10 protein-coding genes and 1 pseudogene are annotated in these 13167 nt (G+C 70.9%); 3 read left to right on the forward strand and 8 right to left on the reverse strand.

What is annotated here, in order from left to right; all coding sequences use genetic code 11:
- Window positions 1-87: 87 nt before the first annotated feature.
- Both ACOKR1_RS09355 and ACOKR1_RS09360 read right to left on the reverse strand, forming a co-directional pair.
- Entirely contained in the window at window positions 88-948 is an 861-nt protein-coding gene (locus ACOKR1_RS09355; RefSeq protein WP_422936374.1) for an alpha/beta fold hydrolase, read from the reverse strand.
- Window positions 945-1397 (reverse strand): GbsR/MarR family transcriptional regulator, encoded by a 453-nt coding sequence (locus ACOKR1_RS09360; RefSeq protein ID WP_422936375.1) that lies wholly within the window; start codon window positions 1395-1397, stop codon window positions 945-947. Before ACOKR1_RS09360 ends, ACOKR1_RS09355 begins: the two co-directional genes overlap by 4 nt.
- Before the next feature lie 192 nt (window positions 1398-1589).
- Between ACOKR1_RS09360 and ACOKR1_RS09365 the strand changes: the two genes are divergently transcribed.
- The gene (locus ACOKR1_RS09365; protein ID WP_422936376.1) at window positions 1590-2024 is read left to right on the forward strand and encodes an RDD family protein; all 435 of its coding nucleotides are present in this window, start codon (window positions 1590-1592) and stop codon (window positions 2022-2024) included.
- Between the two features lie 91 nt (window positions 2025-2115).
- On the opposite strand, the gene ACOKR1_RS09370 is transcribed toward ACOKR1_RS09365, so the two are convergent.
- From ACOKR1_RS09370 to lipB, 3 genes are all read right to left on the reverse strand, one after another.
- Window positions 2116-2835: a DUF4191 domain-containing protein gene (locus tag ACOKR1_RS09370; RefSeq protein WP_422936377.1), complete on the reverse strand. Its 720-nt coding sequence runs from the start codon at window positions 2833-2835 to the stop codon at window positions 2116-2118.
- Between the two features lie 85 nt (window positions 2836-2920).
- Complete coding sequence (lipA, locus tag ACOKR1_RS09375) at window positions 2921-3931, reverse strand: lipoyl synthase (protein ID WP_422936378.1); 1011 nt, start codon at window positions 3929-3931, stop codon at window positions 2921-2923.
- Entirely contained in the window at window positions 3928-4671 is a 744-nt protein-coding gene (gene lipB, locus ACOKR1_RS09380) for a lipoyl(octanoyl) transferase LipB (protein ID WP_422936379.1), read from the reverse strand. Before lipB ends, lipA begins: the two co-directional genes overlap by 4 nt.
- 79 nt (window positions 4672-4750) lie before the next feature.
- On the opposite strand from lipB, the gene ACOKR1_RS09385 reads away from it, so the two are divergent.
- Window positions 4751-6406: a protein kinase domain-containing protein gene (locus ACOKR1_RS09385; RefSeq protein WP_422936380.1), complete on the forward strand. Its 1656-nt coding sequence runs from the start codon at window positions 4751-4753 to the stop codon at window positions 6404-6406.
- Window positions 6407-6502: 96 nt separating this feature from the next.
- The gene (locus ACOKR1_RS09390; protein ID WP_422936381.1) at window positions 6503-10033 is read left to right on the forward strand and encodes a S41 family peptidase; all 3531 of its coding nucleotides are present in this window, start codon (window positions 6503-6505) and stop codon (window positions 10031-10033) included.
- A gap of 135 nt (window positions 10034-10168) precedes the next feature.
- Here the strand turns inward: ACOKR1_RS09390 and ACOKR1_RS09395 are convergent, their stop codons facing one another.
- The 3 genes and pseudogenes from ACOKR1_RS09395 to sucB form a co-directional block, all read right to left on the reverse strand.
- The gene (locus tag ACOKR1_RS09395) at window positions 10169-10597 is read right to left on the reverse strand and encodes an OsmC family peroxiredoxin (protein ID WP_422936382.1); all 429 of its coding nucleotides are present in this window, start codon (window positions 10595-10597) and stop codon (window positions 10169-10171) included.
- A 262-nt stretch (window positions 10598-10859) separates the two neighbouring features.
- Window positions 10860-11228 (reverse strand): hypothetical protein, encoded by a 369-nt coding sequence (locus tag ACOKR1_RS09400; RefSeq protein ID WP_422936383.1) that lies wholly within the window; start codon window positions 11226-11228, stop codon window positions 10860-10862.
- 145 nt (window positions 11229-11373) lie between these two features.
- Window positions 11374-13139, reverse strand: a pseudogene (gene sucB / locus ACOKR1_RS09405) (2-oxoglutarate dehydrogenase, E2 component, dihydrolipoamide succinyltransferase).
- Window positions 13140-13167: the final 28 nt, after the last annotated feature.

A 13167-nucleotide genomic window follows, 5' to 3' on the forward strand; every position in this document is an offset into this window, starting at 1 on the left:
TAACAGGGCCGTTATGCACGGCAGGATGTTATGCGAATTGGTGGCCCGATCCGCCGGTTCTGGTCTGACCCGGCCTCGGCGACTGACTCAGCTCCGCCGCAGCGCGTCCCAGATGGGGTGACTCCCGTCGAGGAGCGCGAAATGGCCGCCGTCCACGAAGTGCGCGGTGACGTCGGGCAGGCGCGAGGTGATCGCGCGACCCGCCGCTGGACGGACGTTGGCGTCCTGTTCGCCGTGCCACCACTCGACGTGCCCGGTGACGTCCTCGACGCGGAACCCCCACGGCCGGCATATGAGCCGGGCGTCGTCGGTCGGTCCGCGTGATCCCTGGCGGAATCCGTCCGCGACCGCCTCGAGCGCCGCCCGCGTCTCGTCAGGATGCGTCCGCGCGTACACCGAATCCGGCGAATCGCCGCGAGCGATCAAGCCGAGAGTCCGATCGATGGCCTTCGCCGTCCGTGGAGTGCTGCTTTGGAGCACCGCCCCGAAGACGCGCGGCGCGCGCAGCGCGAGGCCGTAGAACGCGCGTGACATCCCCGGGATCTCCGCCTCCGCACGGAACCACTCCTCGCTGTACGGGCCAGATCCCGCCCCGATCACGGTCGCCGTCACGCGCTCCGGGAGCCGATAATTCAGGGCGAGCGCCGTGGCGCCGCCCGCCGAATGCGCAAGCACGCCGACCCGCTGGATGCCCTGCTCGTCGAGGAGCTCCCTGATGTCGTCCGGGACATCGGCGAGCGTGCGCGTCGGCGCAGGATCCGAGTGCCCGAGACCGGGTCGGTCGATCGCGAGCAGACGGATGCCGGCGGCCTTCGCGGATGCGTCGAGCCCGCGGCCAGCGAGCCCAGAACTCGACGAGCCCGGGAAGAACAGGCATGGCTGGCCCGCGGCTTCCCCGAACTCGTGCCAGGCGAGGATCCGGCCGTCCTGCAGCGTGATCTTGTTCATCGCGTGGCCCGCCATTCCTCGAGGAGCTGCGGCATGCGGTCGGCCAGGAAGGCGTTGAGGGACGCGGTCTCTTCGAGGACTGCGCGCTGATCGGTGGCGCTGGCGGCAAGCAGCGCGAGACCGGCCTCCGCGATCTCGGCCGCCTCGCGATAGCGAGTCGGGTCGAAGCCGCGCGACTCGTCGAAGACCAGCCGGACGCGATCGGCGCGCTCACCCGCGGCGCGCGTGCGCCGCACGAGCCCGTGCAGCTCGAGGACCTTCACACTCCCGACCACCGCGCTGCGGCTCGCCTGGAGGGCCGCGGCGAGATCGTCGATGCCCTGCGCCGCCGGCTCGCACACGTACAGGTAGCCCGCGATGCGTCCCGCGATCGGCGGCACCCGATAGCGCGACGCCCACACCTCGGCGACCCGATCTGCGTACGCCAGCCGCTCCTCTGTCGTCGTCATGCGGGCACTCTACGCCACAAACGACTGTCATGACAGTTTTTTGTGGCGTCGAGGATTGGATGCGGGCCACGGCGATGGCACCGCAGCACCGCGAACGGCTCACGCGGAGGCGCTCGGCGCTCGGCGCGCGCTGGATCAAGCGCGCGAGGTGCCTCGAGGAGCTGCGCGACGTGCGCCAACTAGACTTGTTCGGTGATCGAGCGCAGAGACTTCAGTTCGTGGATCAGCGGCCCGCCGACCGAACCCGGCCACTATCCGGGGCGCGCCCTTGAACTTCCGCGGACTGGGCCCGGTTCGATCGCCCGACCAGGGCGGCGCGTCGTCGCACTGTGCATCGATTGGGCGGCGTGCCTCGCGATCTCCGCTGCGTTCTTCCGCGGCGACTCGCTCGCGACGCTCGGGATCTTTGCGCTCGAGCAGATTGTGCTCGTCGGAACCGTTGGCTACGGCCTGGGGCACCGGCTGCTGGGGCTCAAAGTGGTGCGCCTCGGAGGTGGGCCGGCGGGGTTCTCCGCGGCGATCCTCCGCACGCTCCTGCTCTGCCTCGTGATTCCGGCCGTGGTCTTCGACGTCGACCAGCGGGGCCTGCACGACAAGGCCGCGAAGACCGTCCTCGTGAGAAAGTGATCGCGAAAGAGGCCCGGACGTCATCGTCCGGGCCTCTTGTCGGCCAATGCCTTGACGCGCGCCGTGCGGTGGTCTCTGGGGCGTCGAGCCGTCAGCGGCCGCGCATCGCGCGGCGGTCGGGGCGAACCCGCGTCGGGTCGATGCCCTTCGGGATCGGGAGCCGCGTGCCGAGGGAGGCGAGGCGCTTGTTGACGGCCTGGACCTCGACCTTCGTGAGCTCCGGCTTGAGTTTCTGCATTGACTTGGCGATCTTGTCGATGGGGGTCTGACCTTCGTCCCGGCCCGACTCGATCACGTGGATCGGGACGTTGGGCAGGATGCGGGCGAGGCGCTTGCGCTCACCCTCGGCGAGCGCGCGGACGCGGCTCGTGGGACCCTCCGTGACGAGGACGACGCCGGGGCGCCCCACCGCGCGGAACACGACATCCTGCGTGCGGGGGTTCATGGCGACGGGCTGCTCTTCGACGATCCAGCCGCGGCGCAGCGTGTTGAGTGCGGCGCCGGAGGCGCCGGGCTGGCCTTCGATCTGAGCGAACGCCGCGCGCTCGGCCCTGCGGCTCAGGATCAGCACGGCGGCGAGGACGCCGAGCAGGATGCCGATGATGAGGCCGGTCACCCAGTTCTCGAGCAGGAAGCCGACGAGGAGGCTCGCGCCCACAAGGACAAGGAATGCCAGCACCATGAGCCAGACGACGTTCGGGTCCGTCCGGCGGGTCATCTGGAAGACCTGAATCATCTGCTGGAAGCTGTTTGGCTTCTTCGCCTTCTTCGGAGCGCTCTCCGAGGGCGTGGTGGAGGGGTTCTTCGCCATAGTCCTTCAATTCTAAGTGAAACGCCGCCCTCCGGGATCTCCTCCCGAACGGCGGCGCTCAAGCCGCGCGATGAGGCTGGCTCACTCAGCTGCTCTGACCGGCGAGGAGGGTCGCCGCCTCCTGGCGCGTGGAGCCGGAGGACTCGATGTGCGCGAGCTGCGGCGGGATCTCCCAGCCCTTCTTGCGCATCGCCGTCGCCCAGAGCCTGCCGGCGCGGTACGAGGAGCGCACGAGTGGCCCGCTCATCACGCCGAGGAAGCCGATCTCCTCGGCCTCCTGGGAGAGCTCGACGAACTCCTGCGGCTTGACCCAGCGGTCCACCGGGTGATGCCGCTCCGAGGGGCGCAGGTACTGGGTGATGGTGATGAGGTCGCAGCCGGCCTCGTGCAGATCGCGCAGAGCCTGGGAGACTTCCTCACGGGTCTCGCCCATCCCGAGGATGAGGTTGGACTTCGTGACCATGCCCTGGTCGCGGCCCTGCGTGATGACATCGAGCGAGCGCCCGTAGCGGAACGCAGGCCGGATGCTCTTGAAAATGCGGGGAACGGTCTCGACGTTGTGCGCGAACACCTCAGGCTTGGCCTCGCAGATCGCGGTGATGTGCTCAGGCTTGCCGGAGAAGTCCGGGATGAGGATCTCGACGCCGGTGCCCGGGTTGAGCTCGTGGATCTTGCGGATGGTCTCCGCGTAGAGCCATGCCCCCTCGTCCTCGAGATCGTCGCGGGCGACCCCGGTCACGGTCGCGTACCGGAGAGACATGGACTGGACCGAGCGGGCCACCTTCGTGGGCTCGAAGCGGTCCAGCGGCGAGGGCTTGCCGGTGTCGATCTGGCAGAAGTCGCAGCGCCGCGTGCACTCGGAGCCGCCGATGAGGAAGGTCGCTTCCTTGTCCTCCCAGCATTCGAAGATGTTGGGGCAGCCGGCCTCCTCGCAGACCGTGTGCAGCCCCTCCTTCTTGACCTGGTTCTTGAGCTGGATGAACTCGGGGCCCATGTGGACCTTTGCCTTGATCCAGTCGGGCTTGCGCTCCACGGGCGTCGCGGCATTGCGCTGCTCGATGCGCAGCATTCGGCGCCCCTCGGGTGCGAGCGTCACAGGAGTGCTCCTTCGGTTGTGGAAGCGGGGGTGAGGAGCTCGGTGCCGAGATCGTCGGCAGTGAACTCGCCAGAGCGGCGAGCGAGTTCCTCGGTGATGCGGTCGATGATGTCCAGCGGCCCGATCTCGCGGCCCGCCTCGGCGGAGATCGTCGTCGTGCCGGCGTCGGTGATGCCGCACGCGATGATCTGCTGGTAGGGGTCGAGGCTGTTGCTGCAGTTGATCGCAAAGCCGTGGCCCGTGATCCCGTCGTGGACGCTGATGCCGATGGCGGCGATCTTTCGGTCCCCGCCGCGCTCGTCGGCACGGACCCAGACGCCGGACCGACCGTCGACGTGTTCGGCCTTGATCCCGTACTCCGAGATGACGGTGATCATGACGTCCTCGAGCAACTCGACGTAGGCCCGGACGCCGCGCGGCTCCTTGAGCCGCACGATCGGATAGCCGACGAGCTGGCCCGGGCCGTGCCACGTGAGCTTTCCGCCGCGGTCCACAGGAACGACCGGCGTGCCGTCGAGGGGACGCTCGTGCTCCTCGGTCCGTTTGCCTGCCGTGTAGACGGCGGAATGCTCGAGCAGGAGGACAGTGCTGGGGGCCTGACCGGCTGCCACCTCGTCGTGGAGCTGCCGTTGCGCCGCGAGTCCGGCGGCGTAATCGACGTAGTCAGGCGCGAACCCCAGCCGGGTGAACGCAAGAGTCATGCGGACCAGCTTAGTCCTCCGCGCGGTGGGTGCCGCCATGAGATGACTCACATCACTCGTGCTCAAATGCCTGTGGATAACCGCATGTCACGTCAGCTCGCTCCGGTAGACATGCGGAATGGAGCTCCAATCGGAATACACCTCGGAACCGCCGCAGTCCGGCGGTGCTCCACCGCCCGTCGTGGCCGGGCACGACGTCGTCCGCCGCCTGGGCCGCGGAGGCTTCGGTGACGTGTGGCTTCTCCGGGAACATCGGACTGGCCGCCTCGTCGCGGGAAAGGTCGTGCGGCGCCGGGGCGGTACCGGGGGAGCGGGACTCCAGCTCCCTACGGCGAGGCGAGAGCTGCGTGCCCTGCGCGCCGCGGTCCATCCTCATCTCTTGCCCTGCCACGCGACCGTGGCGCCGGAGAACGCGGATGGCGAGGCGACCGTGCTCCTGAGCGAATATGCGGCGGGCGGGTCGCTCGCGCGCCTCGTCGGGGTTCGTGGGCGCCTCGAGGTCGGCGAGACGGTGACCGCGATCGGCCCGATCGCCCAAGCCCTCGCTGCGCTGCACGCCCACGGCGTCACCCACCTTGACGTCTCGCCGGGGAATATCCTCTTCACCGCTCAAGGAAAGCCCCTTCTCGCCGACCTCGGCTCCGCACGACTCGTTGGGGATCCGGTGTCCCGTCTCGTCGGGACGCCGGGCTTCGAGGAGCACGAAGGCCCCGACACCGCCCAGCCCGAGAGCTTGCGACCCGCCGCCGACGTCCATGGGCTGGGTGCCGTGGCGTGGTTCTGCCTGACTGGGCGTGCGCCCGGCCGCACGCCGGAACGCCCGCCCCTCACGCTGCTTCGTGAGGATGTTCCGTCCGAGCTTGCCACGGCCATCGATGTGGCGCTCGCCGACGATCCGCGAGATCGGCCGACGGCGGCAGAGCTCGCCAGAGCCGTCTTCCGGAGCGCACGGCCCGAAGCGATCGACCTCGCTCCGGCCGTCGACGAAGAGGTCCTCGGCGAGCTCGTGACGCGTGTGCGGCCAGAGAACGGCGCGCAGGGCCGGCTGCGTGGCCAGGCGCGTGCCGCGCGGCCCAACTGGCTGCGTGGTGCTCGGTCCCGTGCGTCCTCTCGCGTCACCCGGCGTCGGCCAGCACTCCGGAGACCGGCCGGGCTCGCGCGGCCTCGGCTGGCACTCCGGAGACCGGCCGGGCTCGCGCGGTGGGCCGGGATCGCGCTCGCCGTCGCGCTGGCGTTCGCCGCCGTCTGGGCCGGCGCCGCGGCCTTCCCGACGGACGGCGCCTCGGGGGAAGGCCCCACGACCGCCAAGGACGCGTCGCCGAAGGAAGCGGAGGCGTGGGCGCGCCTGCCCGAGGCACTTCGGCGGGGCGCCGAATCGACCGATCCGGTCCGGGCAGTTCACGCGCTCGCCCAAGTCCGCGCCCTCGCGATCACTGCGGCGGACCGCGGGCTGCTCAATCGGGTCAACGCGCGAGACTCCGACGCAGCCCAGACGGACGCGGAGCTCATCGACCGTCTCGAGCGGGAGGGCCAGCGGCTCGACGGCTTCACCTCAGAGGTCCCCTCGGCCGAGCTCATCGCGCCGGACACGGACACGGACGTGGGCGGGGGCACCGCCGTCGTCCGCGCCCGGGTGATGAGTTCCGGGTACGCGACGCTCAGTGCCGCGGGCCGCGAAATATCGGCGCCGGGCGCGGGTCGGGACCAGACACTCCGGATCGTCCTCGAGCGTGCGGGTGAGGCCTGGCGTGTCGCCCGGATTCTCGCGACGTGAGCTCGGCGGTGCTCGCGGCGTGCCGCGGTCGCGTCATGATCGGAACGGTCCGCCACGTCTCCGAACGACGGCCTGCGGCCTGCCTATGATCGGAGAATGACAGCCTCCAGCTACTTCCGGTACCCCCATGTCCACGGCGAGCTCGTCGCGTTCGTGGCCGAGGATGACGTGTGGCTCGCCCCTGTGGAAGGCGGCCGGGCGTGGCGGATCTCGGCGCTCCAGCTCCCTGCCCGCAACCCGCGCTTCACCCCGGACGGCGGCAAGGTCGTCTGGAGTGTCGTCCAAGGCACGGCACCGGAGGCCGTGGCCGCGGACGTCGATGGCGGCGGCTTCCACCAGCTCACGTACTTCGGGCACCAGAGCACACGGGTCAAGGGCTTCGACCCGCGCGGCCGCGTGATCGTCACGAGCGCCCACAACCAGCCGGACGCGCGGCACACTCACGCATATGCGATCCCGGTCGACGGCGGGTGGCTCGAGGAGCTCCCCTACGGCCCGGTCGATTCGGTCGCGTTTGGGCCGTCCGTCGGCGACGAGCGGCCCGTGGTTGTCGGCACCGTGCTGTCCCGCGAGCCGGCGGCGTGGAAGCGCTACCGCGGCGGCGCGATGGGCAAGCTGTGGGTCGACGTCGACGGCGGCGGCGAATTCCGGCTTCTCACCCCAGGGCTTGACGGCAACCTGAGCGACCCCATGTGGATCGACGGCCGGATCGCCTTCCTCTCCGATCACGAGGGCTACGGCAACGTCTACTCGGTGCGCCGCGACGGCTCCGACCTGCGCCGGCACACGGACTTCGACAGCTTCTACGCGCGTCACGCGAGCTCGGACGGCGAGCGGATCGTTCTCGAGTCGGCTGGCGAGCTCTGGCTCCTCGAGGGCCTCGACGCGGAGCCGCGGCGGATCGAAGTCGCGCTCGGCTCGGCGTCGACCGCGCGCCGCCCGGTTCCGCTCGCAGTGGGGCGGCATCTCGCCGAGGCGGTCCCCACGGCGGACGGCGCGGCGAGCGTCGTCGAGGCCCACGGCACCGTGCACTGGCTAACCCACCGCGACGGCCCGTCGCGCGTCGTCGAGGCAGCCTCCGGCGTCCGGGCGCGCCTGGCCCGCCCGCTGGGCTCGGATCGCGTGGCCTACATCGCCGACCGCTTCGGCGAGGAGGCCCTGTTCGTCAAGGATCTCGCCGATCCGGCCGAATGGGCGCTGGCTGCGCCCGGGACGGCGGGCCCCTTCTCGGCGGGCCCGGGCCTCGACGCTATCGGGGAGGAGGGCGGCCTTCCCGCCCCGGTGCCGGCCGGAGCAGGGCACGTTCCCGCGGTCTCGTTCGCACGCTCGGAGCAGCGCTCCTACGCGGTGCCCGCTCCGCGCGCCGTCGCGACCGCCGGCGACGAGGCCATAGCCTTGCCAAGGCGCCTTGCCCTCCCGACGTCGAACCGGGTCGCCGAACTCGAGGCGAGCCCCGACGCGCGGCACGTGGCGCTCGGGACGGCGTTCGGCGAGGTGCACCTCGTCGAACTGGAGACGGGCCAAGCCCGGACACTTTCCAACGTGGGGGAGGGCAGCATCGAGGAACTCGCGTGGAGCCCAGACTCGGCGTGGCTCGCGTGGAGCGAGCCTGTGACGGCCTTCGGCTCCCGCTCGAAGCTCCGGCTCGCAAACGTCGCGACGGGCCAGATCGCCGACGTCACGGACGGGCGGTTCTGCGACGTCTCCCCGACGTTCACCCCGGATGGCAAGTACCTCGCGTTCCTCTCCGGGCGCAGCTTCGACCCCGTCTACGACGGCCACTCGTTCGACCTCTCGTTTCCGAGCCCCATCAAGCCGTATCTCGTGCCGCTCTCGGCGGCGACCGCGGCGCCGTTCGGGCCGCGGGCCGCGAACTTCGGCGTTGCGACCGAACCGTCCGCGGCGGAATCACGAGGCGAGGCCGACGCCGGCGAGGCAACCGCTCAGGGTGAGGTGGCGACGTCGTCCGTTCGTGTCGCCGTGGAGCTTGAGGGACTCGCTCACCGCGTCGTGGCACTGCCGGTCCGGCAGGGCAACTACTCGCGCCTCACGGCCGCCAAGGACGCGCTCCTGTGGCTCTCGCACGACCTCTCGGGGGCCACGGGCGAGGGCAAGGCCAAGCCGGCGGACAAGGACCCCCAGCCGAGCCTCGAGCGCTTCGACCTCACAGACTCCCGTACCACGACGCTCGTGGGCGCTCTCGATTCGTACCGCCTGAGCGGCGACGGATCGCGGGTCGTGTACGTGAGCGAGCGTCAGCTCCGCTCGGTGCCCAGCAACGCGAAGGCCGACGAGGGCAGCCCGGAGCACGTCAAGGTGGACCTCGACCGGATCCGCGTGCGGCTTGATCCCGTGGCCGTGTGGCACCAGGCTTTCGCCGAGGCGTGGAGGCTCCAACGCGACTTCTTCTGGACCGCGGACATGGCAGGCCAGGACTGGGCCGAGGTGCGTGCCCACTACGAGCCGATTGTGGGTCGCCTCGGCTCGCACGACGACCTCGTGGACCTCCTGTGGGAAGTCCACGGCGAGCTGGGAACCTCGCATGCCTACGTCACCCCGACGCTGGCGTCCGAGCCCGGGGCAGGCGGGCAGGGGCGCCTCGGTGCAGAGTTCGACTACGACGGCGGCTGGGTGGTCCGACGCGTCCTCGCAAGCGAGTCCTCGGACCCCCTCGCGACGTCGCCCCTCGCCGCCCCAGGTGCGGGGGTGCGACGGGGCGATCGGCTGCTCGCAGTCGACGGCGTCCCGCTCGCCCCGGATTTCGGGCCGGCGACGGCGCTCGTGGGCGCCGCGGGCAAGACGGTCGAGCTCACGATCCTCAACGGCCCCGCGCACCCCGAGGAGGAAGGCGTGCGCCGACGCATCGCGGTCGTGCCGATCCGCGACGAGGAGCGGCTGCGGTACCAGGACTGGGTTCAGGCCAACCGACGCCTCGTGCGTGAGGCCTCGGGCGGACACTTCGGCTATCTGCACGTGCCTGACATGGCCGCGCGCGGGTGGGCGCAGCTGCATCGCGACCTCGACACCGAGACGGCGCTCGACGCGCTCATCGTCGACGTGCGGCGCAACCGCGGTGGGCACACCTCTCAGCTCGTCGCCGAGCTCATCGGGCGTCGCGTCACGGGGTGGACCGTGCCCCGTGGAGAGCAGCCCCGCACGTACCCGCGCCACGCCCCGCGCGGCCCCGTGGTGATCCTTGCCGATGAATTCGCGGGTTCGGACGGGGACATCATCACGCAGGTTGGGAAGCTCAGGGGAATTGGCCCGGTGGTCGGCACCCGGACGTGGGGCGGCGTCGTGGGCATCGACAACCGCTTCCGGCTCGCCGACGGAACGGCCGTGAGCCAACCGCGGTACGCCACGTGGTTCGGCGGAGGCGTGGGATGGGACGTGGAGAACCGCGGGGTCGAGCCGGATATCGAGATCGCCTTCCCACCCCACGCGTATGCGGCGGGCATCGATCCGCAACTCGAGCACGGGATCGGCGTCCTCAAGGAGATGCTCATCGAGATCCCCACCGAGCGTCCGCCGGCACGCGAGGGCTACCGCTCCGTGCGGCCTGCGCCGCTGCCGCCGCGGCCGCAGGACCGCGTCTCGGTCGAGGCCGCCCCAGCCTACGAGGGCTGAGCGGCTGGCGGCGGCGACGGGCCGCGAGGACGCAGCTGGGCCCCCGCCCTGCGCCGCAAGGCGCGAGACGGGGGCCCAGTTCGTGCGCGACCCGAGAGGCGGTCTTGGCTGCCCCCGGCGTCGGCGTTGGGATGATCAGGACGCGAGCGACGCGGCGAGGGTGATCGTGATGCCGGCAAGAGCCTGGCTCACGGGGCAGCCCGCCTTCGCGGCGGCTGCGATCTGCTGAAACTCGTCCTCGGAGATGCCGGGGACCTTTGCGGTCACCGTGAGCTTGCTCGTCGTGATGCCCGTGCCCGGGACGAAGTCGACGTCGGCCTGGGTGCGGATCTCGTCGGCCGTGTAGCCGGCCTCGGCCAGCCCGCTGCTGAACGCCATCGAGAAGCAGGCCGAGTGGGCCGCCGCGATGAGCTCTTCGGGGCTCGTCTTGCCGTTGGACTCTGCGCTGCGCGCCTTCCACGTGACGTCGTACGTGCCGAGGCCCGAGGTGTCGAGGCTCGTCTGCCCGGCGCCCTCCATGAGGTTGCCGTTCCAGACGGTGTGGGCGGTGCGGATCGTGGCCATACTGCGCTCCTTCGCTTGTTGATGGGCTGAGAGAGTGAACCGGCCCGGCCATCGTAGGCACAAGGCGACCCCGCTCGCGTTTCGGAGGGCGGCCGGGTGGGTGAAGGGTGGCCGGGGTGGTGAAGGGCGGCCGGGTGGTGAAGGGCGGCCGGGTGGTGAAGGGTGGCCGGGGTGGTGAAGGGCGGCCGGGTGGTGAAGGGTGGCCGGGGTGGTGAAGGGCGGCCGGGTGGGTTACAAGGGACCCTCCCCGTAGCCGGCCTCGTCAGGGCCAGATCGTGGCGACGGCAATGTTGAGCAGCGCGAGGCCGCCGACGGCGTGTGCGACGCCGGGCGCGACCGGTTCGCCGGCCTTGCGGCGGCGATTGCCCACGAACGCGAGCGCGCCGACCACGATCGCGACGACGAACTTGACGATGAGCTTGGGATAGTCCGGAGTGGGCCAGTTGGGGACCGTGCTGACCATGACCGGTAGGAGACCTGCAAGGATGATGCCCGTCACAAGCTGAGTCATGGCGCCGTCGAACTGCCGCGCGCCGACAGTCGGGGCCTTCATGTTGGCGATCCACGGTCCGACGATCATGGCCGCCCCAACGATGTGGATGAAGACGACGATGCTGAAGACGACAGTCATGGTCCCGATTCTAGTGTTGGCCCACGGCCGCTCCGCCTGGTTCGCGAGGGAGCCGGGGTACCAAGTGGATAACGAATGAGGGCGGAGGCCCGACCCTGGGGATCGGGCCTCCGCCCTCAGCGATTCGCTCGCCGGCAGGCCGTTTTCAGAGGCCGAGATCCGCCTCGAACGCGCCACCCTCGAGCCGCGCGCGGAGCGTCTGCAGGAAGCGTCCCGCGTCCGCGCCGTCGACGAGGCGGTGGTCGTACGTGAGCGAGAGGTACATCATCGAGCGGATCGAGATGACGTCGTCGCCCTCGGCGTTCTGCGTGACCCACGGGCGCTTCACGATCGCACCCGTGCCGAGGATCGCGACCTGCGGCTGGTTGATGATCGGCGTGTCGAACAGCGCGCCAACCGAGCCGATGTTGGTGATGCTGAACGTGCCGCCCGAGAGTTCGTCCGGACCGATCTTGCCGCTGCGCGTGCGCCCTGCGACGTCGGCGATGCGGCCCGCGAGGCCAGCGAGGTTGAGGTCACCCGCGTTGTTGATGACCGGGACGAGGAGGCCCTTCTCGGTGTCCACCGCAATCGCGAGGTGCTCCGCGTTGTGGTAGGTGATCTCCTGCTTGTCCTCGTTGTACTCCGCGTTGAGCTTCGGGTGCTGCTTGAGCGCCTCGGCCACGGCCTTCGCGATGAACGGGAGGAACGTGAGCTTGACGCCGTTCTGGGCCAGGAATGCGCCCTTGGCCCGGTCGCGAAGCTTCGCGATCTTCGTCATGTCCACCTCGTGGACCTGCGTGAGCTGTGTCGAGGTGTCGAGTGACTCGCGCATGCGGCGTGCGATCACCTGGCGGATCCGCGGAGCCTTCTCCGTGGTGCCGCGCAGGGAGGAGGCGACGACGGGCGCGGCGGCGGGAGCCGACGGCGCGGACTGGGCCGGGGCGGCCTGAGCCTGGGCAGCGGCCTGCTGGGCCTCGGCGGCGGCGACGACGTCCTGCTTGCGGATGCGCCCGCCCACGCCCGTGCCGGTGACCGTCGCGAGGTCAACGCTGTGCTGGTTGGCGAGCTTGCGCACGAGCGGGGTCACGTAGCCGGCCTCGGAGCCGGCGGCGGCGGGGGCCGGAGCCGCGGCGGCGGGGGCCGGAGCCGCGGCGGCGGGGGCCGGAGCAGCGGCGGCGGGGGCCGGGGCCGGTGCGGCGGGGGCCGGGGCCGGTGCGGCGGGGCCGGGGCCGGTGCGGCCGGAGCGGGAGCAACCGGAGCGGGAGCGACCTGGGCGGGAGCGGCCGCCGGGGCCGGAGCGGCCTGGGCTGCGGCGCCGGAGCCGATGATCGCGAGGACCGCGCCGACCGCGGCGGTCTCGTCCTCGCTCACGCGAATCTCCTGCAGCGTGCCCGCCACGGGGGACGGAATCTCGGTGTCGACCTTGTCGGTCGAGACCTCGAGGAGCGGTTCGTCGACCTCGACGGCGTCGCCCACGCTCTTGAGCCAACGCGTGACGGTTCCCTCGGTGACGCTCTCGCCGAGGGCGGGGAGCGTGACCTCGTGGCCTTCAGCGGCGGCCTGGGCGGCTGAGGGTTCTGCGGGCTCCTGGGCCGGAGCCGGCTCCTGCGGCGCGGACTCCACGGGGGCAGCCTCGGCCGGAGCCGCAGCCTGCTCGGCGGCCGGGGCAGCGGGCGCAGCGCCGGAGTCGGTGCCGTCACCGATGCGCGCGAGGGGAGCGCCGACTTCGGCGGTCTCGTCTTCGGCGACGAGGATCTCCTGGAGGATGCCGGCTATCGGCGAGGGGATCTCGGTGTCGACCTTGTCCGTCGAGACTTCGACGAGCGGCTCGTCAACCTCGACGCGGTCACCCACCTGCTTGAGCCAGCGCGTGACGGTGCCTTCGGTGACGCTCTCCCCGAGAGCCGGCAAGTTGACGGATTCAGACATTGTCTCCGTGCTCCTTTGTGGTTGCTGT

This window comes from Sinomonas sp. P47F7 (genome assembly GCF_049332655.1).
Lineage (GTDB): Bacteria > Actinomycetota > Actinomycetes > Actinomycetales > Micrococcaceae > Sinomonas.

Coding starts and splice junctions, on each gene's coding strand:
- ACOKR1_RS09355 (WP_422936374.1), bottom strand. CDS start 948: ATGAACAAGATCACGCTGCAGGACGGCCGGATCCTCGCCTGGCACGAG.
- lipB (WP_422936379.1), bottom strand. CDS start 4,671: ATGGCGGCACCCACCGCGCGGAGGACTAAGCTGGTCCGCATGACTCTT.
- ACOKR1_RS09400 (WP_422936383.1), bottom strand. CDS start 11,228: ATGACTGTCGTCTTCAGCATCGTCGTCTTCATCCACATCGTTGGGGCG.
- ACOKR1_RS09370 (WP_422936377.1), bottom strand. CDS start 2,835: ATGGCGAAGAACCCCTCCACCACGCCCTCGGAGAGCGCTCCGAAGAAG.
- ACOKR1_RS09360 (WP_422936375.1), bottom strand. CDS start 1,397: ATGACGACGACAGAGGAGCGGCTGGCGTACGCAGATCGGGTCGCCGAG.
- ACOKR1_RS09395 (WP_422936382.1), bottom strand. CDS start 10,597: ATGGCCACGATCCGCACCGCCCACACCGTCTGGAACGGCAACCTCATG.
- ACOKR1_RS09385 (WP_422936380.1), top strand. CDS start 4,751: ATGGAGCTCCAATCGGAATACACCTCGGAACCGCCGCAGTCCGGCGGT.
- ACOKR1_RS09390 (WP_422936381.1), top strand. CDS start 6,503: ATGACAGCCTCCAGCTACTTCCGGTACCCCCATGTCCACGGCGAGCTC.